Source organism: Leptospira mtsangambouensis, from assembly GCF_004770475.1.
GTDB lineage: Bacteria > Spirochaetota > Leptospiria > Leptospirales > Leptospiraceae > Leptospira_A > Leptospira_A mtsangambouensis.
In genome coordinates this window covers 371,647-395,878 of the sequence record NZ_RQHK01000002.1, presented here as the reverse complement: position 1 = coordinate 395,878, position 24,232 = coordinate 371,647, and the positions used below count along the sequence as shown (strand labels likewise).

The following is a 24,232-nucleotide window of genomic DNA, read 5'->3' as shown; positions in this document are numbered from 1 at the left end:
TAATTAAAGAAAAGAACCTGCCGTACCAATGGATTGATTATAAATTGTCATATTTTTAATCGTTGCTCCATTGATTCGTAGCGCCACTCTATCCCCGGACAAAATTACGATGACATCTTCTTCTTCAAACTGGTATGCACTACGATCCACTGTAGCACAAGCACCTTGCCATCCAAAAATATGCGCACCGGCGCCTTCCTCATGAATTTCCAAACAAAGCGTTTTTTCTTGGCCTACAGAAGATGACCATGGAGCTCCAGCTGTTCCAAAAGCAGAAGATGTTCCATTTACAATTTTATCTGCTCTTATATCCCTAATTAAAAAACCTGGTCCACCAAACGATGTTGTGGAAGGTAAAATTGCGGAGATAGTAGATGAAGCAGAGTTCAATTGGTATACAATTTCAATCGATGCTTTTTTGTTACCACCAGAATTAGAAAGACTGGAAGCATTTGTAATGATTGTCGAGTTGTTACTTGTTCCAACAATTCCACCGCTTAGTGTTACGTTACTTGCTTGGAAACCAGAGCCTGCGAGGGCAAGGTTAGCGTCACCTGTACAATTCGTAAAATCGAACCGAGTTCCCACAGTAGGAGTGGAGACAGATGTTGTCGGACAACGAGCTCCCACAAGTAATGCTAGGATGAGTTGGTCATCATTTTGATCCTCTTTTGAGGAAAACAGTTCTGCACAATTCAAAACAGAGAGTGTGAAAACAGAAAATAGGAAAAATCGAGTCAATTTCATAAATACCTCTGTTGGCCTATCATTTGCAACGCTGTTGCAAATGCAACCACGTTTCATTTAAAAAATAAGTTTTCTGCGTTCTTGTAGAGAATTTTTTGTTTGGCTAAGTCACTGATGGGTAAATCCAAAATCTTAGTGATGGGGTGGTTTAGGTTATAAGGAATGTTTGGAAAATCCGATCCAAAGTATATTTGGTCCTGGTATGTCTCTAAATAGGAAACGGCCGCATCCACCTCTTCTATTTTACCCGTAGCAAGAAAGTCCACAAAGACCATTGTGGTATCAAGAGCCAGGTTTGGATAAGCAGAAAGTAACGAAGCATAGGCGGAGATCTCATGGGCGCCCATATGAGCGACTATGATTTTTAATGTAGGATAGGTTTCGAGAAAGGGTTTAAAAAATTGGATCCCTGTAAACTCACCAGGTAGGGGTGCCGTTCCCGTATGGATCAAAATCGGAATTTGTTTTTCCAACAAATACAGAAATGTTTCAGCAAGTTCAGGATGATTTAAATTGAGTTTGGAGACTTCACAGTGGAGTTTGAATCCTTGGAATTTATACTCATCCACTGCCTGTTTCACATAACTAAGGACACCCTCTTCTGGATAAAACGTTCCAAAGGGAATAGCTCCTTCCCAATTTTTGTAATTGGCATAAGTCCAATCATTTAATGAAGAAGCCATACCTACTTTATGAGCATAATTTAAAGTAGTAAATCGTTTGATCCCATTATGGTGGAGCCTTTCCACTCTTTCTTTTTCTGGCAGTCGGTATCCGATGGCCCAGTTCACATTGTCAAACCAACGCCAAATGAGTTTCATCACCGTCTCTGGAAAAAAATGAGTGTGGATATCGAAGATATAAGGAATTCCTAAATCACGAATGCGACTTAAATGATCGGGAGATTCGGAATCTAAAATGGGAGGGAAACTTTCTCCCCTCCAAGAAAATGGAGAAGAGAGGCGAATGTCAGGTTGATTGGAAGATTTTACACCTTCCCCTTCTTCCATAAAACAGGCGTAACAAGGAAGAAGAGGATTTGTATCGACTGGTTTATGCAGTGACTGGTGCTTTTTTCTTTCCACGAATTTTGGTTAAGTTTGCCGCAAGGATCGCTGAACTATCAAGGATGTAGGCATCCGTGATCGACTTACGATAGTTTCTTCTTTCTACCTTAGAACGACCAATGCTTCTTTCGAGTAACAAACTATTGTGGAAACGAGCCGCAGACTCTACCACTTCAAAAGCCAATTCTTCCCGAAGAGGAGTAGAATCAATTTCTGCAAATTCAGCCACAACCGATTCAAATTGTTTGAATAGATCATTTAGTCCTTGGCTTGCTGCAAAAGTAACCATTTCCGATTTTAAGTATTCGCGGTAAATTCCTGTTTCTGTCATTCCAGAGACAATCCCACCAATACAAGCTACCGTTTGGAGTTGAGTGGTTCCTTCATAGATATTGGTGATACGAACATCACGATAAAGTCTTGCGACATCATAATCTTCTGTATAACCAGATCCACCGTGGATTTGCATCGCATCATAAGCCACAAGGTTAGCCATTTCTGTGATGTAGTATTTAGAAAGTGGAGTAAATAGGGAGGCAAGTTTTTCCCATTTTTTGAAAGATTCATCTTTTTTAATGTCTTTCTCGGAAAGACCTTTCATCTTTCCTCGTTCTTCTTTCCAACGATATTGGTCTACGGCAAAACTTGCTTCGTATAAAATACAACGCATAGCAGCCACTTCTCGTTCCATTCGTTCCAACATCTTTTTCACTGCAGTGATGTTATTAATGGTTTTACCGAACTGCACTCTTTCTTCTGCATATTTTTTTCCTTCGAAATAAGCAGCAGTCGCAATCCCCATTGCTTGGGCCGCAATGTTAAGACGGGCTTGGTTCATCATGGCCATTGAGTATTTGATAAGCCCTTTGCCTTCATCACCGATAAGAATTCCAGGAGAGTTTTCAAATACAACTTCGCAAGTAGGAGAACAGTGAAGTCCCATTTTCTTTTCGATGGAAGCCACAAATACATCTTTCGAGTGCACTAAAAAGAAAGAAAGCCCACGAGCCCCACTGGTTGTGGTTCCTGTTCTAGCAAGAGTGAGAATGATGGAAGGAGCCGATCCAAAACCACAAGCGTGGGTAATGAAACGTTTGGTTCCTGTGATCTTCCAAGTTCCATCTTCACCTTTCACTGCTTTGGTTTGTAAATTAGGAAGGTCCGATCCGTAGTTTGGTTCGGTGAGAGCCATCGCTCCACAAAGTTCACCAGCTGCCATTTTTGGAACAAATTCATGGATCATTTCATCTGTTCCGAATCGTTCTACAGTTTCTGCAAGGTTCATACAACCAAGAGTGATGGCAAGAGATCCGTCCCCACGAGAAACACATTCGGATAACATTGATTGTACGACAGATGGTAATCCCAATCCACCGTAATGTCTGTGGATTCCGTAAGGAAGAAGTCCCGCCGATTTGATTTTTTCAACGACATCTAACATAGGTTTTGGGAAACTTACTTGGCCGTCTTTGTATTTGAGGCCTTCTTCATCCATTTGTTTGGAAACTTGGGAAATATCATTTCCTGCAATGTCCCCACCAGCTTCTAAAGTAGAACGGTAGAATTCAATGGCGTCTTCATAGTTTCCAGGAGCGAACGCGAGTTCTTCCTTTCCCGATTTTTGGTATTCTGCAAAGTCTTCAAAACCTTGTTCGTATTGGTCAACTACCTCGTTCCAAGGAGTAAGGGAATCAAAATGATCAATTAGGTCATCGTTATCGTTAAAATAGTTATTGGATATCATACAGTCGGCTCCTTAAGCAGGACTTTCACTCAAAGATCAAAGAGGGGAAAAGAATTACAAATAGTTTTCCCCTCTCACAACCTGAACGAAACGGACAGCCGTTAAGTTAATGGTGTTAGACAAGGATCACTTGATCCGGTTGGCCAAACTTTGGATGTCTTCGATATGTTCGGAAAGCACTCTGGTATTTTCGGCCACCACTTGGATGGCATCTTCGATACTTTGTGCTGCCCGCATCACTTCCTGATTTCCAAGAGATTGTTCTTTGGCGATGGTTTCTAATTGGGAAGACAATTCTTTGAGTTCTTTTTGAGAATCCAAAACACGAGCATTTAACCTTTGCAAGTCGACAAACTTTTCATTAAAGCTGATTACCTTATTTTGGATTTGGTTCATTTCATTTTTTTGATTCAAAGCCATTTCATTGGCTTCTTTTGCTGAGGAATTTCCTTTGAGTAAATCTGATTTGGACTTAAGAATGGTTTTGGAAATGATACTTGCGTTAGAGGCCGAATTTTCAGCAAGTTTGGCAACCTCTTGGGCCACAACGGCAAACCCACGTCCATGTTCCCCTGCCCTTGCGGCTTCGATGGATGCATTGAGCGCCAGTAAATTGGTTTGGTCTGCAATTTCTTTCATGATTTGATTGACATCTTCTACTTTTTGGAAACTAGAACTCACTTCATTTAAAATTGAGTTTAAGTTTTCCATAGAATGAGTCACTAAATTACTAAACTTAGATGATTCATTAATTTGGCCTGAAATAGAATCAATCTCCACTCGCACTGATTTGACAATACCTTCTAAGGTTTGGCTTTCTTCATTTAATGTTTCGATTCGATAGTATTGGTCTTTAACAAAGGAAAAAGAGTTTTCTGTGGATTGTGCAATTTCTGTTAATGAAGCAGAGATTTCTTCAATGGAAGCGGCTTGGTTTTGCACCAGTCCATTCAAATCATTGGCAAAAATTTTCAGTGAAGAAACGGACTCGTTTAGACTTTCTCCTGTTTCTACCATTGCTTCTTTTTGTTTTTCCATAACTTTGGAATGTGTTTCCGAAGTATTTTTTCCAAGGATGGCTTCATCCCGAATCGAAATAAGAAGTCCTACCATTTTTGCAATGGTTACTGTTGCCATCATCAGAAAAAAAACTTTTACAATTTCTACAGGTAAAGAAATGGAATAAGCAAATTTATGTGTATCGTTTCGATCGACAAATTCCATTCCGGCGATCCCCGCTAACACGAGAGAACCAATTTGTACAAGAGTCAAAAGACCCCCAATCACATAAGTTTGCCTCGAAGAAAAAAGAAATCCCGAATATAATAAAATAAAAAAAGATATGATGTAGTTCACTCCATCTTTCAAAGCAGAAGAGGCAATGTCCAAATCAATGATACTTTGTCCGAGAGTATTGGAACCAATGAGAAGGATATCAATGAGAACAAACCAAAATGCATGTGGGTCCTTTTGTTTTTTTAAAAGTAGAAACTGAGTGAAGGCCACTAACCCATAAAAGAAGGTAGTGGCGAGCATCATGATGAGTTGGTCTCTGTGGAGAGAACCAAGACTCCCAAGGATACCTAAGATAAAAATAACAAGTAGAGTAGAACGGATGGAATTAATCGTTTTGGTAGCTTTTAGGTAATACGGATCCAATTGCATTTCTAAAGAATTTGAACTTAATTCATAAAAAGCAAGGATTTCCCTAGAATACGGAGAAATACTGAGAAAAACTCAAACCGTAGGCAGATGCAACAAAATTGCATTAATCCTTGACAGAATTTCCTTCTCGAAACAAATGCAACTATATTGCATTAAGGAGATTCATCCATGAAAGAAAAAATCCCTGTGACCGTCCTCTCCGGTTTTTTAGGAGCCGGCAAAACCACACTACTCAACCACATCCTATCCAACCGAGAAGGACTTCGAGTGGCAGTCATCGTTAATGATATGAGCGAAGTGAATATTGACGCGAGGCTTGTGGCCTCCGGTGGGAGTCTCAGTCGCACCAATGAGAAGTTAGTGGAGATGTCCAATGGTTGTATTTGTTGTACCCTTCGGGAAGATTTACTGATCGAGATCACTAAACTTGCCAAAGAGGGAAAATTTGATTCCATCCTAATTGAATCCACCGGAATTTCAGAACCTCTTCCCATTGCAGAAACCTTTACCTTTGAAGATGAAACAGGAGTTAGTTTGTCTAATTTGGTCACTCTAGATTCGATGATTACAGTTGTTGATGCGGTCAATTTTTTAAAGGACTTTCAAAGCCTAGATTCTTTAAGAGAACGAGAATTAGGTGCAGGAGAAGAAGATGACCGGGACATTGTCGATTTACTTGTAGACCAAGTAGAGTTTAGTGACACCATCATTGTCAATAAAATCAGTTTGTTATCGGATGAAAAAAAGAATCGGCTCCTTACCATCTTACGTTCGCTGAATGCAGATGCCGAAATTATACCCACTGATTACAGTAAAGTGCCTTTATCCAAAGTATTAAACACGGGGCGGTTTGATTTTGAAAAAGCAAGCCAGTCTCCCTTATGGTTAAAAGAACTTCGAGGGGAACATGTTCCCGAAACAGAAGAATATGGAATCAAAAGTTTTGTGTATGGAAATAGGCGCCCCTTCCATCCAGAACGATTTTACAAATGGTTGCATTCGGAAAAACCGGGAGTGGTCCGCGCCAAAGGATTTGTTTGGCTTGCCAGTAAAATGGATTGGGTGGTGTTGTATTCACAAGCGGGAAACTTATCTTCCTACAAACCAGAAGGGTATTGGTGGGCCAGTATTCCTGATGAAGAAATTCCAGATGATCCAGAAGTATTCAAAAATCTACAAGCACATTGGTTGGAACCTTGGGGAGACCGGCGCCAAGAGATTGTCCTCATAGGACGGGATATGGATGAAAAGAAACTACGTGCCTCTCTCGACAAATGCCTGCTAAGTGACAAAGAATACAAGGAAGGACCCGAAGTTTGGGCAAAGTTCGAAGATCCTTTTCCAAATTGGGATGCGATGATTGAAGAATCGGAAAATTCCGAAGAAGAAGCAACAAAAATATGAAAGTTTATTTAGGAGACGTGCCGGTGGAACTTACCGGCAAAAGACCCAAAAATGGATCTAAATGGAAGGAAAATTTTCAATTAACACCTGTTTTAAATACAGATTCAAAATTTCCAAACCTAAGACGGAGTAGAGGTATTTTTTTTATCTCAACCTTACCAAACGTAAGATCCTTTGCTTGTTCGACTCAAGTTTTAGATTTGGAAGTAGAAATCAAAAAAAGGAAAATTTCAGCGAAAATCATCCATCTTGCTTCCGATGGTAAGGACTCTTGGTTTGAAATTAAAAAACTTCATCCCCAATTAAAGGCTCATGGTTATAGCCTAAAAGACTGTGACCAAAATGAGATAAAAATTTTAAAAACAATGTTAGGTGTTGGTGTTGTCAGTTCGAATCGATTAGCTCATGGTCTCTTTGTTATAAAAGATGGAATCATTATCTCCAGTTTAATTCCAAAACAACAATACGGAACCCCGAATATTAAAAGATTTTTAAACAAACTACAAAGTTCAAAGCATTTCAACAAAACATGAACACAATTTACGAAACATTAGAAAATTTCAGCATATCAAACAATAAAGAGGTATTATTTGATATACTAAAAATTTGTAAGAATCGATGGAAATTGACGATTGTCTTTCCATCTAAACGATAGTAAAATTCATTCCTTTATCTGCCTCTCCACCTTGGATAGATGTTTCCATCCCGTCAATCCAAGGACAAACACTGCAAATACAACGAGTAAAAACCCAGTGATGTTCATTATATTTGGTTCAATGGAGTCGGAAGTAAATACGATATCGATGGTTCCGTGAAAAAGAGCAGCCATCAGGATACTGCCTCTTGAGGAATTATAAATCCAGGTCAAAAGAATGGCGCCTGTAAACAAAGACATAAACCATCCGAAAATTCCAAACACATCCATTGCCATAAAACCGGGACGATATAAAAAAAGTGGAGCATGCCATAAGGCCCATAAAAACGTAAGGATTACCGTTGAAGACAATGCGTTCCATTTTTTTTGTAACTTAGGTAAGGCATACCCTCTCCATCCAGTTTCTTCTCCAAATCCGTAAATGATAACACTGTATAAAAAGAAAGAAACAAATCCAAACTCTGGAAATTCAGAACTCACTCCCAATCCATCAAAACTAAGTTTCGAGTTATTGAAATAATTGATAATGGTAGCGAAAACAAGAAGGACAAAAGGAATAAAAATCGCAATGAAATACCAAAACCAATTTACCTTCCATTGAAACATTCGGGAAAGTAAATTTTTGATACCAACATTCCCCTCTTCTAGTTTGCTTACAATCAGCGCAGCAGTCAAAGGACCAAGTGCCCCCCATGCATGATGAAAGGGCAACACTGGTAAAAAATGAATCCCAAACTTAGGCAAATACAAAGGAAGCCAAATGGTCCAAGAGATAAGGTATGCCAAAAAAAAATACAAAGTTAACGATTTCAAATGATCTTTCCTATAATCCTAAATGATAAACAAATTATCTCGAAATTATTAATTCCTTTTGGCCCATTCATTCCATTCTTTTGCTGTACGAAATTTTTCTCCCGTCACTGCCGTGAGGGCATAATAACTGAGTTTTCTTTTTTCCGAATCATCTCCGTTGGCATAAGTTAACAAAAGAGGAATGGATTTTTTATCTTTTCGTTTGGCAATCTCTTCCATTGCTGGCCTATATACTTCGGCATTTTTTGATTTCGTTGCTTCTTCTATCACAAGCCGAGCTTCTTCTGTGGGAATGAGTGCCACTGTTGAAAGAATTTGCGGAGCCATTTTCGGTCTATCGGCTAACAGACTTTTGAGTTTGGGAAGGCTTGTTGGATCGGCGATAGAACCAAGTGCTTCCAAGGCATATACCATTAGTTTGGCATCTCCTAGATCAAGAGCTTTGATGAGATCTGGCACTGCTTCCTTGGCCCCAAGGATTCCAAGTGCCCATGCAGAACCATAAGGTCCTTCAGGAGCGCCCGATAACAAAACTTTTCGAAGCACTGGCACAGAGGCTTTGTCTCCAATCCAACCAAGGGCTTCTGCAAAACTATCCCGCTCCGGCGTAGATGATTTTTCGAGTAATTCTTCGATACGAATTCGTCCTTCTTGGTATCTTTGTCTGCCAACAATCTTTGCAGCGCTCCCCCAATTTTTAGTATCCTTTCCATTTAACAGACCAAAGGCTAACTTGGCTGCTTCTTTCGAAGGGATCGAACAAAGTACATCCGTTGCATATAGTTTCGTTTCCGCATTTTCAGAACTAAGGGATTGAAACACTTTTGAAACCACAGAAGGATTTCCAATTTCAATGAGAGCCATGGAAGCATTTTCTTTTCCCTTGCTATAAGGAAGGTTCAGTGCATTTACAAGCACTTCATTGGCATTTTTTGCTTTGATTCTACCAAGTGCCAAATAGGCAGCGGCAAGGGTGGGAGTTTCATCTTGGATTTTTGTCAGACTTAATAAATAAGATTCCGCGGCCGAAATTTTTAGTTTTCCTAGCGCCATCGCATAGGTTTTGTCTTTTTCCCGATCTTTATTTTTAAAAGCCAAACTCAAAATTTGAGATCCTACAGAACTTGCTCCTATTTGAACAAGTGCATCGACAACTTGCAAACGAAGGGTAGGATTATTATCATCTAACAAAGGATAAATTCGATTTCCCACAGAGGGATCTTTCATACGAGTGAGGGCATCCAAATATACATCTTTCGGATTTTCAGAATCGGACCACATCAGGTTGGCAATGACCGTAGAAGATGACTTGTCTTTTAAATCACCAAGTGCAATGGCTGCCCCTGCACGAACACCTGGTTCTTTATCTGATAAAAGTTTTTTTAATTTTGGAATGGCAGAACGGACTTCCCGACTCCCCAATTGGATTGTTGCTTGGGACCTTGTAAAAGGATCAGAAGAATTAAGAGCTTCCAAAAGTGATTCTGTTGGTTGTTCTTCTGACACTGATTCCATGACAGGATTTGTATCCTCTTTTGTAGGAACCGGATCACAATTCAAAAAGAGGGTCAGGGTGAAAAAAAAAGAAAGAAAAATCCAAGTCTTTTGCATGCCAGACAAATTTAGAAATGGAAAACCTAACCTTCAAGTGTTAATTCAACAGAAAAGTGTAAATTTTAAGGTTCACACTTTTCTTTTTCTCTTTAATCCTTGGGTTCGTTTTATAATGATAACAAAAATCGAATCATACTAGCACGTTCCGATACATTCAGAGCTAAAAAATAATTTTTGCTTTTTTCTGCTTCCCCACCATGCCAAAGGATCGCTTCATCCAAAGTTTTTGCTCTCCCGTCATGTAAATAACGTGCCCTTCCGTTTACCGTTCCAAAAAGCCCGATCCCCCAAAGTGGAGCTGTTCTCCACTCCGTTTCAGTTGCTTCACCATCTGATTTTCCATCGCTTAAAGCCTCACCCATATCATGCAAAAGAAGGTCTGTATAGGGACGAATCGTTTGGTTGGAAAGTTGGGCAAACGGAGTTTGATTTCCCGTTACCAACTTTTCCGTATGACATTTGTTACATCCTGCGAGGAAAAAATGTTTTTTACCATTTAAAATTGTCGCTGTATTTGGGTTACGACGGACAGGTACAGCAACTAATTGCATATATTTAGTAATGGCGATGATTTTATCTTCGGAAACCTCTGGGTTACCTCCGCCTATTGCGCTGGCACATGAGGTCTGTGTAGAAGAACAATTTTCAGAACCTAACATGGGACTTGTGATTCCAATATCACCAGAAAAGGCAGCTGAATTTTGGCGTTTGAGGCTAGGAGCATTTGCTTTCCATCCAAACCTTCCAAGAGACTTTCCACTTCCAGAAAGATCCCAAATCCAATTGGGTCTTCCGGAAATTCCATCTCCATCTAAATCCAGTGGATCAGAACGGCTAAGGATATTTTCCTCTGGAACCGACTCCAAAAGGCCAAGACCAATGACTTGTTGTGTCAACCGAACAGATGTTTTGTGATTTGGATGAAATGGACCATAACCAAGTCCACTAAATACCAAATTTGGTTTTCGAAGAGAATAAGAACTTCCGTCCTGGTATGTCCCATGAATGGTATCATATTCAAAATGGGCAGTTCCTTCGGGAGTCACACCGGCAACAGCATTGGGTTGGAACTGCGTTCCATAAACTGGCTCAGGATCATTTCCTTTTGCGCCGACACCTAATCTTACCAAGGTGAAAACCAAAGGATCTCCATCATCTTCCACTGCTCTTCCGTTTCCAACATGGCATCCCAAACAAGAATTGGTATGAAAAAAAGGTCCAAGCCCATCCCGATCAGGCAGGCTTGCAGAAAAACCAGCAGTCCATGGAACTTCAAATACGGCTTGGCCCACAGTAAATTCGGAGATTGTACTTAGTGGTGAATTTTTTCCGAACTGAAGAAAGGCACGTGCATCCGTCACAAAACTTGTCATTGCCTTTCCACCCGAAAATTCCTCTCCTTCTTCATAATCCCAGGAGTTTCGATTGGTTTGGACCAACCCAAGTAAGGCCAAACAAGAACCATCTTCACATAACTTTTTTTCTTTCTCACATCCCATAACAGATGAAGGACTAACAAAGTCAGATAAACCTACTCCCGTAGGACATGTATTCGTTTCTACAAATGCACACCCAAAATAAAAAGAGAATGATAGAAAGGAGAGAATTAAAAATTTATTCATTTGTAACAAAAGGAATCAAACATCAATTAGTCGGGAATGGTAAGAAAAATTGGTGTTGTGGCTGCCCAAGTTTCTTGGAGGTCTGCACGACCGATGGAACCTTTAAAGTTCCAACCCCAACCATACAAAGATCCTGACTTTAAAATTGCAAAATTATGAAGTGCTCCACATCCAAAGTATTGGATGTCCCTAACACCAACAACAATGTCTCCCGGGGTATACAACTTTGCCGGAGTGGTAAGACCTGTTCCTAAATTTCCACTGGAATTGGCTCCCCAACCTTTTACCGTTCCGTCACCTAGGATGGCAAAACTTTGAGTTCCGTTTGCCCATACAGAAACCACATTGTAAAGCCCTGTCACAAGTGTTGGGGTTGGAACTGGTGCAGGAGATCCAGTCCCACCAATACCTAATTGACCACTCGCAGCAAGTCCCCAAGAATAAACAGTCCCATCAGTTTTCAGTGCGAGGATATGGTCTCTACCATTAGCAATATGAACAATCCCCGATAAGGAAGAGACTTTTTTAGGAGTTGAGTTTACTTCTGTTGATGTGCCGACCACTCCATCTCCTAAATTCCCATACTGGTCTCTACCCCAAACATATACGTCACCTGACTTTGTTAAGGCTGCAGAATGTTCTGCACCTGCGATGATTTGGATCACATCGTTAGGAAGTCCTATCACAGTAACTGGATTTGCAGAATATGTTCCAGTTCCGCCGGCTCCATTACCTAATTGACCAACAGAGTTCAATCCAAAACTAACAACCGTTCCATCTGACTTTAAGACTACTGCATGGTCGTAACCATAAACACCCATTACTGCATTGGTAATTCCAGGAACTTTTCTTGGAGGATTTCTTGGTCCTGCATCTGCCGCTGCTGCCTGTAAGTCTCCAGTATTTCCCATACCCAATTGGCCACTGCTATTGGCTCCCCAAGTCCAAACAGATCCGTCTTCCGTGATAGCGAGAGAATTGTTTTGATTGAATCCGATGGAAGCGACACTAGAAATAGTCGAAAGTTTCGTGATAGTCGGATTGGTAAGATCACCAGTAGAGGTTCCGGTTCCTAATTGTCCAAAATTATTTCTACCCCAGGTGTATAGGTTTCCATTCACCACATAACCAGAGTGAGACCCTCCAGCCGCAATTCTATTTCCAAAATATGTTAGAATTGTTTTTTTAGCAGATACTCCATTTTCGTTTGTACAATGGATTTGAATTTTGTTTGCACCAAGTACTGGTTTGATGGAAAGAGAAGAAGTGACCTCCCCTTTACCAACATTGAAACTATTCTTTTCTGTTTTATTTTGTAAAACTTGGCAAACAAGAGAATCAGAAGTTTTTAAATTCAAAGTTAGATCATAAGTTTTGACAATACTTCCATCTTTCGGAGAAAGGATTTCAAATTTCGATCCGACTTGGCGTTCGTTGGCAAGAGCTACTAGAAAAATTTTCTCTGTCAAGTGAGAGACATCTTCAATGGAAGGTTCTAAGTTTTCGCTAGAAGAAATCTTAAACGATCCCAGTAGTTTCCCACTAGAATCCTTTACTAAAATCTCATAGGTACCGGAGCCTAATGATAGTTGCCAACCTCCCGTATCCGAAGTACTCGCAAGAGAACGTGAAGAAGAACCACGAAGATTTGTCGAAGAGGCAATCTCCAAACTTGCATTGGGAATGGGAATCCCGGCCCCATCGGTAAGAGTCCCTGAAATTGTGGCAAGGTTTAGGCTAAAACCAAGTAAAGCAAGAGCACTTTGGTCAGCCTCTTTCGATTTGCACTGAGTTACCAAAGTTAAGCTGAGACAAACAAACAAGATGGATCTGAGGAAATTTCTGTTTTTGTTCATAGAATCTGTTCTCCTGGGAGGGTTGACCAAGTACTGATACCGAGTCTCAAATTCATCTATTTTTTGAACGTCGTTCCTGTCAAGCACAGAGAGAAATTTCACTTCGAAGGGTGAGGATAAAAAAAAAGAGGACGGTCTGTCCTCTTTTTAGAATTCATTTTGGATAGGAGAGAGATTTATGAGTTCGGAACTTGGCTTCTCACCTCTTTCAGATTTGTGAGTTCTTTCTTCCAAAGTTTTAAATCATTCTCAGCAGAAACTTTCACATCACCAGAAGGATGTTTGTTTTCCATCCAATACTCAACCATTTGGATTCTGGATTCCAATTCGTTGATCTTAAAATCGAAATAAGCTTTTTGAGTTTTGGCGGAAGGTCTTTCCGTAGCACCCGGTTCTTCTGTTGATGGTTTCTCGGACCATTTTTCTTTGGAAATGGAAGCTGAAATACTCGCATCCATTGCTGTGAATGAATCTAACATTTCCAAATGTTCCTTCTCTTCCGACTCAGTCATTCGTGATCTGATTTCACGAGGAATGTAGAAATTTTTTGGATATTTGGCCGCAAAATCCCTCCATTCTTCTTTGATCTCTTCTTTACGATTTGGTTTTTTCTCCAAAGCAAACGGCCAAAGTACCTCAGCCTGTGCCAATTCCAATTCTTCTGGATTGGGAGCGTCGGCAAACTCCGGATCGTCAAACAACGACTTGGCGTGACTTTCCGAATTTCCGAAATCGGAATCGGTGACCTCTACTTGTTTGTTTGTTTTATGAGCTGAAAATTTCCAAACTACAAAAGCAAACACTACCAAAAGAAATCCACAAACCGAAATGATACCTATAAACCGTTTACTCATCGTTTAACCTCTTATGTAAAGATTGAAATTACCCAAGAAATTGCCTGACCAAAGATATTTTCTGTCAGGAATTTTTTCAAGTCCACTGGGTTTCTGTTGAGTGAGTCATAATACCATGCAGTGTATTCACTTACTTGTGGGATTGAGTATCCGTAACGAGTGTTAATTGCTTTGATCAACTCGTTAGCAAATAGTGAATGTCCATACATATTTGGGTGAACACCATCTAAACCGAAAACACCAGGTTGGTTAGGAAGTGGCCAATTTGCTCTTGCATTTCCTGGAGACCAACCAGATTCACTACGAATCGGTCTTCCGTTTTCTTTTAAATCGTCAAAAATCACACGCAAATCAGCAACAGCAAATCGCATTGTTGCAGCTTGTGCTTTGATTTCATTGTTCAACATATTGAGGAAGGTAGAAATTGTTGAGATCTCATTTGCATCCAATACTTGGTTTGGATCAGATACAGAGTTTCTAAAGAATGCTTTGAGTCCTGTATAGTTAGCACGTCCATTTGGATCTTTGTAGTTTTCCAAAAATGCAATAGCAGTTACGTTTGGAACAGTAAAGAGAACCCCACCTTGTAAACTTCCCATAGCAGACATTCTGCGGAAAAATTCACGGATATCTCTTTTGAATCTAGTTTCATCCAAACAATCAGTGGATGTATGAAGTGCAGTACAAAGAACATGGTTAGCGCCAGCAGATCCAAATAGGAAAGTAGGTTTTACTTTTTCCATTACTTGGGCTTGTGTTCCTGCATCACGAAGACCAAACCTGTGAAACTTGTCTGGTTCTTGACAATCTGCTACTGTCACCCAACGGTATGTATACCAATACCACTTTGCCCAGTACCATTCTTTTTCTTGTTTGGTCGCAGTGATGTCTTCACATTTACCGGAAGTTTTTAAGAGACTAGTGTATTCTGCTCCTGTAATCCCTGCATGTGTTGGCAAAGAAACTGTGGAGCCATTTCCCCCAATGATACTTTCTGCAATACAGAAAATACCGCAGTCCCACTTCAGAACATCTTCTAAGTTAACGAAGGGTCCTTTCAAAACATTGTAAGAAACGGAAGCACCTGCTTGTTTGCTCACAAGGACTGGATAAGCCCAATCTTGTGTTTTTTTCTCTACGGTGACACCGAAGAAACCTTGGCTCAGGGAATCCCCTACGACTCCTACACGTTGGAACATTTGGCTTTGTGTCTGCGCAGAGAGAGATCCTGCGAAAACCAAGGACAATGCCAATCCTAGAATTCTATTTGTGTTCATATTTCCTCCCAATCGGAACATTTTTAACATATTTTAAACAATTGCCACATAATTAAGGCTTTTTGAACAAGTGTCAAATAATTTATTTCCGAACCATTGAGATTTTTTGAACAAAGTTCATCAACTGATCAGAAGTTATTACTCTGATAAATATCAACCCAAGATAAAAATAAAACCGTTTGCTCTCGACACTGGCTTTACGAACGTTGTTTAAATGACAATGAGAACTAATCTCATTCGCAAGGAGATATACCCTTAATGACGTCGATGCGAAATCTTACATTCGTACTTTCACTTGGCCTTGTGCTAAATTATTGTACTCCTGAATCCGAAAATTCGGAAGCCGGCATTCTGGCTGCTCTAGCACTTGCAGGCAGTTCACCGAGCCAATCAGCCTTCCTAGAAACCTACTCGCAAATCGCATTTCAAAACTACAGTGATGCATATACAGATGTAGTGGCACTAAGGCAAAAAGTGACAACTTTCACAGCAAAAGCCTCCCCTACTCTTAGTGAACTCAATGAACTAAAAACACTTTGGAGAAAGGCAAGACGGAGTTACTTACAAACGGAGATCTTCCGTTTTAGCCAAGGTCCAATTGATAACCCTAGTCTTACCGGAGGGCTGGAACTAGAGCCACTCATGAATGCTTGGCCTTTGGATGAAGGTTATATCGATACTGTAGTTTTAGCCGGAACTATCACTAAACAAGGATTAATCGACGCAAATGAAGGAGATTGTTCTGGTGGGAACTGTCCTGATGGAGATACAGCAAAAAATATTTCTGTAGGTTGGCATGCCATTGAATATCTGTTATGGGGTGCGGATGCAGCAAATAACTTCACTCCAGGAAATACCATCACCCAAACCAACTTCACAACTGCCAATGGAGCAGGAAATGCAGCGGCAAAACGATCAGCCTATCTTTTGTTTGCCACGGAAATTATGGAAGCGCAACTTCTCCAGTTGAAAAATGCCTGGGATCCTAGCGTCTCGAACGCCTATGTCACAAAATTCAAATCAGGCGCAAATTCTTTTGAAAATGTTCTACGAGGCATTGCAAAATTTGCTGGTGGAGAATGGGGTGGAGAAAGAATGACGGGTGTATTCGGCGGAGAGCAGGAAGAAGAACACTCATGTTTTTCAGACAATACAAAAGCCGACTTTTACTACGATGCGAAGGGTCTCGATAATCTTTTTAACGGAACCTATACTGGATCAAAGACCATCACAGGATATGGACTAAAAAATCTACTTGGAAAAGAAACAAGCTATATTAACGAACGAATTGGTACAGCTGAACTATTTTGTTTGAATGAATTCACTGAAGATGTTTCCCTTAACCAAGCTTGCAATAGTTCCATCATTTCCAGTCGTTTTGATCGTATGATTGCTACAGTCAATGTATCTGGTTCAGCAACTGAAAATGCAGACTACAACATCTTTCGCTATCAAATCCAACCAGCAGTCCAGGAAATTGCAAAAGCAATGCAAAGAGCAGCTGCAAGCTACGGAGTCTCCATTGGAGATGATGGATTAGTCCTCGAATAAACAAAAATATAAAAATGAAATCAAAACACCTTATCCTACTGACAAGTATCATCCTGATTTTTTCTTGTAAAAAAAAATCAAATGATGATGAAACCAACGCTCTTATACTTGCCGCACTTATATCTTCTCCTCAATGTTCTACTGGAGATCTTTTAAACGATCCTTGCGAACAGTTCAGTGGTGGAGACACCACAACATTTGATTCTACTGAGTCAGCTTTTGATTTAGAAGCAGCCAATGTCACAGATTCCAAAAGATCCATCGACTTCCAAGATGGAAACGCCAACTTCAATCGCACTTGGCTTCCTTCCGGAAACTCTTCTGTTGCAGGACTTGGACCTGTATTTAACAATCGTTCTTGTCAAGGTTGTCATGTCAAAGATGGAAGAGGAAGACCACCAGCTGATGGAACTAGTTTATCATCGATGCTGATTCGATTGAGTATTGCCGGTACCAATCCTACGACAGGTGGACCCGTTGCGATGACCAATTTTGGAACCCAATTGAATACAGAAGGAATTTTGGAGTTTGGATCGGGAACACAAATTCCAAAAGAAGGGACTGTCACCATTACGTATACGGAAGAACCTGGAAGTTTTCCCGATGGAGAAACGTATTCACTTCGTAAGCCAAGTTATACGATCACTTGGAACGTGGGAGGTGGAGCGACACAAATCAATGTCGCAAATCCTGGCCAACCCTATCACCCAACGAGTAACCCATCAGGGTCTTATTTTATTTCTCCAAGGACTGCACCAATGGTTCCCGGACTTGGACTTTTAGAAGCCATTCCCGAAGCCACCATACGTTCGTTTGCTGATGTTTCCGATTCCAACGGAGATGGAATTTCAGGAAGACCCAATCTTGTTTGGGACACAACCCAAGCCAAATCATTCCTAGGGCGATTTGGATGGAAAGCGAACCAACCTAACTTAAACCACCAAAATGCAAGTGCTTTCCTCGGTGATATTGGCCTCACAACTCCAGTGTTTCCTTCGGAAAATTGTGCCACAGGACAAACACTTTGTTCTGCCAGTCCGACTGGAAATGGAACGAATCCAGAAATTTCCAGTGATCGTTTGGCGCGTGTGACTTTCTATACAAGTTTAGTCAGTGTTCCAGGCCGTCGCGGTTGGAAAACGGAAGATGTTAGAAAGGGAAAAGAATTATTTATACAAATTGGATGTTCTTCTTGTCATATTCCAAGAATCAAAACAGGAGACCATTCTATCCCAGAAATTGCAAACCAAGAAATACGACCATACACCGATTTACTTTTGCATGACATGGGAGATGGCCTCAGTGATTCTAGATCCGATTTTTTAGCAACAGGTAATGAATGGAGGACAACTCCTCTTTGGGGGCTTGGCCTTATCGAAAGAGTCAATGGCCACGAACTTTTGTTACATGATGGTAGAGCAAGAGGAATTCAGGAAGCAATTCTTTGGCATGGCGGCGAAGCGGAACAAAGTAAAAATAATTACAAAGCTTTACCAAAAGAATCTAGAACCAAAATCATTAGTTTTCTCAAATCATTATGAAGCGAATTAAAAGTTTTCCAAAGTTTTTTATTTATGGGTTCTACATATTTTTATTTAATTGTGGAATCCAATCAGATGGTGCTTCCGAAAAAGCACAAATTTTAGGTTTAGTTGACAGTTACCTAAGAACCTATACTACTTCTAGTTTGCTTCTGGATATTTCTAATAACTTAATTATCCCAAAGTATACAAACTTAGATAACAAAGTATTGGCCTTACAAACTGCTGCGACCGCATATGTTGCCACAACAGATACCACAAACTTAAACCTAGTTAAAAATGCTTGGATTGATGCGGATTTAGCCTACCGGCAAATTGAATGGGCCTATTTTGGACCAGCATACATCCCCTATAATGTGTATCTGTATTTGGATAGTTTTTCAAAAGCTTTCCCGATTGATCCAACATCCATAGAATCAAAAATCACATCCAACTTAGCTCCGAATGGTCTACGAGTGGATGGATTGGATGCAGTGGAATATCTTCTTTTTAAAGACAATGCGACAACCACCAATGCAGCATTTGGTGATGCCAACAGAAAAATCTACTTAACCAAACTGATCCAAGACATTAAAACACAAACAGGGTTACTTATTTTCCATTGGGACAAATCAAGAAGTTCATCTTTTTATTACTCTTTTACCAATGCAGGGAAAGGAAGCAGAGAGTACCCAAATACAAAAGATGGACTAACCGAACTAACAAACCAAATGGTATTTTTTTGCAATACCATAGTTGATATCAAAATTGCGGAACCATCAGGATTAAGGGTAACCAATTTAGGAGTCAAAGATATTACGAAAGTAGAAACACCATACGCAAATTTATCTTTAGATTCTTTATTACAAAACCTCCAAGGTTTTTCTGATATTGGGGATGCGGGCTTGTATAAATTTTTAGCCCTAAGAAGTGACACTGTAGTTCCGAGACTACAAGAACAAATTAAAGTCACTACCTCTTCTGTAAACTCTGTAAAAACAAAATATGGAACCTTACAAAATGCAATTACTACAGGAAACCAAGACGTTGAACTGATGCTAGGTGATTTTAAGAGACTAAGAGTAATCATTAGTACGGAACTCATCAGTGCACTTGGTGGAACCATTGGAGTTAGCTCAAATGACGGTGACTAAATATTTATCCAAACCTGTTCCTTCATTATCTCTCCATTTTTTTCGCATTGGGTATGGTTTTGCAACGACCATCTTAATCATTCGATATTTTTATTTTGGATGGATTCATTCTTATTTTATTAAACCAACATTTTACTTTAAACACTTTGGTTGGGAATGGATCCACCCACTACCTCCTGTATTTACTTATCTATTGTTTGCAATTTTACTTATTTCTGCCCTTGGGATTTTCCTTGGGTATTTTTTAAGATTCAATCTGTTCGTTTTTACGATTGGTTTTACTTGGTTTCATTTTTCAGATGCAACAATCTATTTAAACCATTATTACCTAATTTCCTTACTTGGCTTTTTACTTTGGTTATCTCCTGTTTCCAAATCCAATTTGCCTATCCTTCAATGGAAGAAATGGATCCAGAATGTAGATCCCATACCTAAATTATGGTTATATGCTTTTCGAATTCAAATGGGACTTGTTTATTTTTTTGGAGGAGTTGCCAAACTCCAACCAGATTGGTTGTTTGAAGCTCTGCCTTTAAAGTTATGGTTGTACCAATCTGAAGGGAAATTACCTATCCTTGACCCCATCCTTGGACTTCCGGTCACTGCATTTTTATTTTCTTGGATTGGAGTTATATTTGATTTATCAATCCCCTTTCTTTTGTGCACAAAAAGATTTCGTTTTTATGCATGGCTTGTTGTATTATTTTTCCACTCCTTCACATCTTTTCTTTTTCCCATTGGAATCTTTCCGATTGTGATGAGTCTTTCGTCTCTGATATTTTTTGAACCAAATTGGCCAAAAACTTTCTTAACAAAATTTCTGAAACTGAATTTAGGAACCGATAATTCGAAATCTTCCATAATATCCAAAGAAACAGAATTACAATTTGGTTTTAAAGAATATCTGCTAATCACCTATCTAACATTGCAGGTCACAATTCCTTTTAGACATATTCTTTACCCTGGACAAGTCATTTGGACAGAGGAAGCAATCAAATTTTCATGGCAAGTGATGGTGGCAGACAAAGTTGGCCGAGCTGTCTTTTTTGTTCAGGACAAACCAATCTATCCCAAAGAAGAACTAACGGAATACCAATACAGAATGATGGCCATCCAACCAGAACATATCTTGCAGTATGCCAAACACTTACAAAAAAAAGAGATGGAACTCACCGGTGCCAAAGATGTGCCAGTGTATGTTCAATCGGATGTATCAATCAATGGGAAGCCTGCTAGGCCACTTTTCCCACCTAACGAAGATTTAACTAAAATCAATGTAAATTTTTTCCCTTTAAAAGGACTCCTTCGATGAATTTCTTTCACTTACGCACAATTTTACTTTTATATCTGATCTTAACTTGGAACTTTGCTATTTTTTCCCAAAACAATACGGAAGAACAAGAATCAAAACCTCAAAAAAATGAGGGGATTCATGTCATTGGTAACAAAAAAGAAGACTTAAAAAAAATTCCAGGTTCCGCCTACATCATTGATAAAAAGTATTTAGAAGAAGCATCACCCACTGATCCCATGGAGGCTTTACGAAGATCCCCCGGTGCCAGTGTTCGTTTCCAAGATGCGGCTGGACTCACACCAAACATTGGTTTTCGAGGTGTGAGCAATGAAGAGTCTAGAAAAACTTTAATTTTGGAAGATGGAATCCTCACATCACTTTCACCTTATGGGCAACCAGAAAGTTATTACTCTCCATCCATCGAAAGAATGGAACGAATTGAAATCATCAAAGGTTCAGGTTCCATTTTATTTGGACCAAACACAATCGGCGGGATCGTAAACTTTGTCACCAAACGTCCGCCAGTCGAATCAACCTTTTATACCAGAAATGTGGGTGGAGAAAACGGATACCTTTCCACTTACAATTCTTATGGAAAAAGTTTTGGATCCAGTGCTTTCGAAGTATCTTTACTCAGAAAACAAGGGAATGGATTTCGTAATTACCAAAATTTTGATGTGACGGAAGGAAACGTAAAGTGGATTCAAGATTGGAACGAAAACCATAGTACAACTATTAAGTTAGGGTATCATGTCCAAAATGCACAATCAACTTATTTAGGACTGTCGCAAGGACTCTTCCGGATGGATCCTAAAATCAATCCTGCCGAATATGATGAAAAACAATTAAACCGAAGCCAATCCATCATTTCCCACAATTGGAAACTTTCTGATGATCATACACTCATTATACGAGGATACTTTTCACAAGCAGAACGAAACTGGGCTAGACAAGATTTTTCATCTGGAAAATCAGCTACAGGTGGTTATCTGAATGCCCCTCTAGATACACTTCGCACTTATTCTCCTGGAATCATCGGGAATCGACCTGGTGATACAATTTATATGCGTGAATCGTATATTAGCCGCGATCAAGCTTTTATTGTTGGAGGGGTGGAAACAAAACTAGAATCTAAGTTTTCTACGTTCGGAATCAAACATGAAACAGACCTTGGTGTTAGAGTCCATGGTGAAAATAATTTAACCCAAACCAATGTAAAAAAAACTGATGATCCATTAGGTTATCTTTCTAAAGCAATCATCCAAGAAGAATCTATCATAACAAATTTGGCACAAACTTCCTTACCAAACTTCAATCTCAATCGACAAGAAAGAAAGATAGAAGCTTTTTCCACTTACTTTCAAGACAGAATCCAAATCTCTGAAAACTGGAAACTCATTCCAGGCGTACGTTATGAAGAAGTGAGACAAAAAGCCATTACCACAAGAAGACAAGCAACCCAAGAAGATTACCGACTCGGGGCCGTTTTGCCAAATGATGTCTCCGTGAATCGCCGAAGTTCCAGCGAATCAAGAACTCATATCATCATTCCTGGGCTTGGGATTACCTATGATATTACAAAAAAGTTAATTTGGTTTTCAGGTGCCCACAAAGGCTTTTCACCACCTACATTTGGAACCTCTTTTAGCCCCCAAGGGAACGATTATCGCCTAAAACCAGAAACATCTACAAATTATGAAACCGGGATTAGAGGGGATATCACTTCCTATCTATACACAGAACTTGTTGGATATAAAATGTATTTTCGCGACCAAATCATCAACGTAAATGAAGTTGGCGGTGAAAATGGGATAAGACCAGCAAACACTGGTTACTCAACTCATACTGGAGGGGAATCCGTCATTGTCTGGGACCCAGCAAAAATGCAAAAGTCAGAATGGAGAGTCCCTATCGAGTTTATTTATTCTCGTATTGAAGCAAAGTCGAGAAGTTTCAATCCATTCCCAGTTTCGCAAACAAGTGATGGAAAAGAGACAATTGAAATTTTGCCTGCTTATACCACAAACAACTACCAGTACATTCCAACAGACACAACGGGAAATTATTTGCCTTATGTACCAAAAGAAACAATTACTACTGCCGTAAGTGTGTCCTCTCCCCAAGGTTATTATGGTCGATTGGAATACCAATACATTGGGAAACAATACTCCGATTTACTTAACACTAAAGATGAATCAGAAGATGGTAATAAAGGAGTCATACCCAAGGTAGAATTATGGAATACTAGTTTAGGATATCGATCCCCAGATAAATGGTCGGTGTTTATCAATGCAAAAAACATCCAGGACAAACAATATGTATCAGGGCGTTTGCCAACAGGAATTCAACCAGGACCTTTCCGTCAAATCAATGTTGGATTCACTTTGGAGTTATAAACTTCCGCAACATCCATTACGTTTGCTTGTGGATAATTGACAGGACAAGAAAGGATAGAGGAAAAATTAGTTTCGATTTTTCCATTTGAATCAGACAATCCAACAAATTGGCAGATAATTTCCATTTCTTGTTCATCAACTATCACCTCTCGAATCATTAGATATTCAATAAAATCAAGTCGATCCGAAACGTCTGCGATAAATAACCCGTCTCTGAGTATGTCCGTCAATCGATTGACATTTCTTCGACTTGGAGTTTTTTCCCTTTCTTCTTTCGGAGAGAATTCTCGTAACTTCGCATTGGCATACTCTTCCCATCTATGGATTGTTTTAAGATTACTTTCCAATTGAAATAAAAATCCAGGAACCGATTCTTTTTTATCAAAAACCACTAACATACGTAAGTATTGATATAAATTTGGGTTACGATACAAAAGACGTTTACAATGAATCGAATCAATTTTTTCAAAGATACGAAGAAAAGAATCTGTATTTTGGTCTCCAGACTCTGCAATTGAAGATTCAAAATACTCTTCCCATTGTTTAGCATTTAGATTACTGAGTAAGTTTAATTGAAATGTTACGTCCTTTTCAACCATCGGTTCATTCAGCAACAATTCCAAACTTTTCTCTGAACTAATAATTTTTGCCCAAATAGAAAAATAATAATCGGGAGTGATATTTCCTTTTTTAATGTATTTTCCAAATCCATAGTATACGGCTTTACAAATCAAGTTGACCGGCATGTCAGAATGATTGATTAAATCTTTTAAAACGTCTTCTTCACGAAGTATCCAACAATAACTGCAAAAATATTCTACTAGTTCATCTACTTCAAAAAGGATTTCTAAATATTCATGTAGATTTGGCGTCGTTAATAGGAATTCAAACGATTCCTTAGCGTGTTGGGGTGAGCTCTTTTTCCAAAAATCGTAAACCAAAACTTCCATTAAACCACCCTTAAACCCTCACATACCAAGTGACGAAAGAAAAAGAAGA

General features: G+C 39.5%; 18 protein-coding genes. 7 read left to right on the top strand and 11 right to left on the bottom strand.

Annotated elements, in window-relative coordinates; translation table 11 throughout:
- Window positions 1–3: 3 nt before the first annotated feature.
- The 4 genes from EHR01_RS01720 to EHR01_RS01705 all read right to left on the bottom strand — a co-directional run bounded on the left by EHR01_RS01720 (window position 4) and on the right by EHR01_RS01705 (window position 5,223).
- Window positions 4–747, bottom strand: a complete 744-nt coding sequence (locus EHR01_RS01720) for a hypothetical protein (RefSeq protein ID WP_135692899.1) — start codon at window positions 745–747, stop codon at window positions 4–6.
- A gap of 53 nt (window positions 748–800) precedes the next feature.
- Window positions 801–1,757, bottom strand: coding sequence for an amidohydrolase family protein (locus EHR01_RS01715; RefSeq protein WP_135693872.1), 957 nt, complete (start codon window positions 1,755–1,757; stop codon window positions 801–803).
- Window positions 1,758–1,800: 43 nt separating this feature from the next.
- Complete coding sequence (locus EHR01_RS01710) at window positions 1,801–3,558, bottom strand: acyl-CoA dehydrogenase family protein (RefSeq protein ID WP_135692898.1); 1,758 nt, start codon at window positions 3,556–3,558, stop codon at window positions 1,801–1,803.
- A gap of 126 nt (window positions 3,559–3,684) precedes the next feature.
- Window positions 3,685–5,223: a methyl-accepting chemotaxis protein gene (locus tag EHR01_RS01705; RefSeq protein WP_135692897.1), complete on the bottom strand. Its 1,539-nt coding sequence runs from the start codon at window positions 5,221–5,223 to the stop codon at window positions 3,685–3,687.
- A 168-nt stretch (window positions 5,224–5,391) separates the two neighbouring features.
- On the opposite strand from EHR01_RS01705, the gene zigA reads away from it, so the two are divergent.
- A complete protein-coding gene (zigA, locus tag EHR01_RS01700; protein WP_135692896.1) occupies window positions 5,392–6,627 on the top strand; it encodes a zinc metallochaperone GTPase ZigA in 1,236 nt (411 codons plus the stop codon).
- Window positions 6,624–7,160: a hypothetical protein gene (locus EHR01_RS01695; protein WP_135692895.1), complete on the top strand. Its 537-nt coding sequence runs from the start codon at window positions 6,624–6,626 to the stop codon at window positions 7,158–7,160. The genes zigA and EHR01_RS01695 overlap by 4 nt, the downstream gene beginning before the upstream one ends.
- Window positions 7,161–7,288: 128 nt before the next feature.
- On the opposite strand, the gene EHR01_RS01690 is transcribed toward EHR01_RS01695, so the two are convergent.
- The 6 genes from EHR01_RS01690 to EHR01_RS01665 all read right to left on the bottom strand — a co-directional run bounded on the left by EHR01_RS01690 (window position 7,289) and on the right by EHR01_RS01665 (window position 15,348).
- On the bottom strand, window positions 7,289–8,095 hold the full coding sequence (locus EHR01_RS01690) for a type II CAAX endopeptidase family protein (protein ID WP_135692894.1): 807 nt from the start codon (window positions 8,093–8,095) through the stop codon (window positions 7,289–7,291).
- Between the two features lie 48 nt (window positions 8,096–8,143).
- Entirely contained in the window at window positions 8,144–9,706 is a 1,563-nt protein-coding gene (locus EHR01_RS01685; RefSeq protein ID WP_135692893.1) for a HEAT repeat domain-containing protein, read from the bottom strand.
- A gap of 110 nt (window positions 9,707–9,816) precedes the next feature.
- Window positions 9,817–11,331: a di-heme oxidoreductase family protein gene (locus EHR01_RS01680; RefSeq protein WP_135692892.1), complete on the bottom strand. Its 1,515-nt coding sequence runs from the start codon at window positions 11,329–11,331 to the stop codon at window positions 9,817–9,819.
- A 26-nt stretch (window positions 11,332–11,357) separates the two neighbouring features.
- A complete protein-coding gene (locus EHR01_RS01675) occupies window positions 11,358–13,187 on the bottom strand; it encodes an RCC1 domain-containing protein (RefSeq protein ID WP_135692891.1) in 1,830 nt (609 codons plus the stop codon).
- Between the two features lie 176 nt (window positions 13,188–13,363).
- On the bottom strand, window positions 13,364–14,041 hold the full coding sequence (locus EHR01_RS01670; protein WP_135692890.1) for a hypothetical protein: 678 nt from the start codon (window positions 14,039–14,041) through the stop codon (window positions 13,364–13,366).
- Between the two features lie 11 nt (window positions 14,042–14,052).
- Entirely contained in the window at window positions 14,053–15,348 is a 1,296-nt protein-coding gene (locus EHR01_RS01665; RefSeq protein ID WP_135692889.1) for a hypothetical protein, read from the bottom strand.
- 228 nt (window positions 15,349–15,576) lie between these two features.
- On the opposite strand from EHR01_RS01665, the gene EHR01_RS01660 reads away from it, so the two are divergent.
- The 5 genes from EHR01_RS01660 to EHR01_RS01640 are packed head-to-tail and all read left to right on the top strand — an operon-like array spanning window position 15,577 to window position 23,233.
- Window positions 15,577–16,869, top strand: a complete 1,293-nt coding sequence (locus EHR01_RS01660) for an imelysin family protein (protein ID WP_135692888.1) — start codon at window positions 15,577–15,579, stop codon at window positions 16,867–16,869.
- Window positions 16,870–16,883: 14 nt separating this feature from the next.
- Entirely contained in the window at window positions 16,884–18,410 is a 1,527-nt protein-coding gene (locus tag EHR01_RS01655; RefSeq protein WP_135692887.1) for a di-heme oxidoreductase family protein, read from the top strand.
- Window positions 18,407–19,543 (top strand): imelysin family protein, encoded by a 1,137-nt coding sequence (locus tag EHR01_RS01650; RefSeq protein WP_135692886.1) that lies wholly within the window; start codon window positions 18,407–18,409, stop codon window positions 19,541–19,543. Before EHR01_RS01655 ends, EHR01_RS01650 begins: the two co-directional genes overlap by 4 nt.
- Window positions 19,530–20,855, top strand: a complete 1,326-nt coding sequence (locus EHR01_RS01645) for an HTTM domain-containing protein (protein WP_135692885.1) — start codon at window positions 19,530–19,532, stop codon at window positions 20,853–20,855. The genes EHR01_RS01650 and EHR01_RS01645 overlap by 14 nt, the downstream gene beginning before the upstream one ends.
- Window positions 20,852–23,233 carry a TonB-dependent receptor family protein gene (locus EHR01_RS01640; protein WP_135692884.1) on the top strand — a complete coding sequence of 794 codons (2,382 nt, stop codon included), beginning with the start codon at window positions 20,852–20,854 and terminating at the stop codon, window positions 23,231–23,233. Before EHR01_RS01645 ends, EHR01_RS01640 begins: the two co-directional genes overlap by 4 nt.
- Here EHR01_RS01640 and EHR01_RS01635 read toward each other — a convergent pair.
- The gene (locus tag EHR01_RS01635) at window positions 23,200–24,183 is read right to left on the bottom strand and encodes an LBF_1199 family protein (protein ID WP_135692883.1); all 984 of its coding nucleotides are present in this window, start codon (window positions 24,181–24,183) and stop codon (window positions 23,200–23,202) included. The genes EHR01_RS01640 and EHR01_RS01635 overlap by 34 nt on opposite strands.
- Window positions 24,184–24,232 lie beyond the last annotated feature (49 nt).